This is a genomic window from Shewanella sp. NKUCC06_TVS (assembly GCF_019345515.1).
Classification (GTDB): domain Bacteria; phylum Pseudomonadota; class Gammaproteobacteria; order Enterobacterales; family Shewanellaceae; genus Shewanella; species Shewanella oncorhynchi.
This window is the reverse complement of record NZ_JAHKQX010000058.1, coordinates 1-223: the sequence shown is the minus strand read 5'-3', so window position 1 is coordinate 223 and position 223 is coordinate 1. Positions and strand designations below refer to the sequence as shown.

Annotated in this window: 1 pseudogene; it reads left to right on the top strand. The window is 50.7% G+C overall.

What is annotated here, in order from left to right:
* A pseudogene (locus KO531_RS22610) lies at window positions 1-223 on the top strand (IS4 family transposase); the annotation flags it as partial.

The window sequence follows — 223 nt, the reverse complement described above, 5'->3', positions numbered from 1 at the left end:
GCGACTCGCTTGGGACCACAGATGCAGAAGGTGATTTCGGTTTGTGACCGTGAAGCCGATATCATCGAATACCTGCGCTTTAAAACCGACACACAACAACGGTTTATTGTGCGCTCGATGCAAAGCCGCTGTATTGAAGAAGACCAGCACAAACTCTATGCGTTTAGTGAGACGCTGCAAAGTGCCGGTGAGCGGATGGTACAGGTGCAACAAAAAGGCGGTC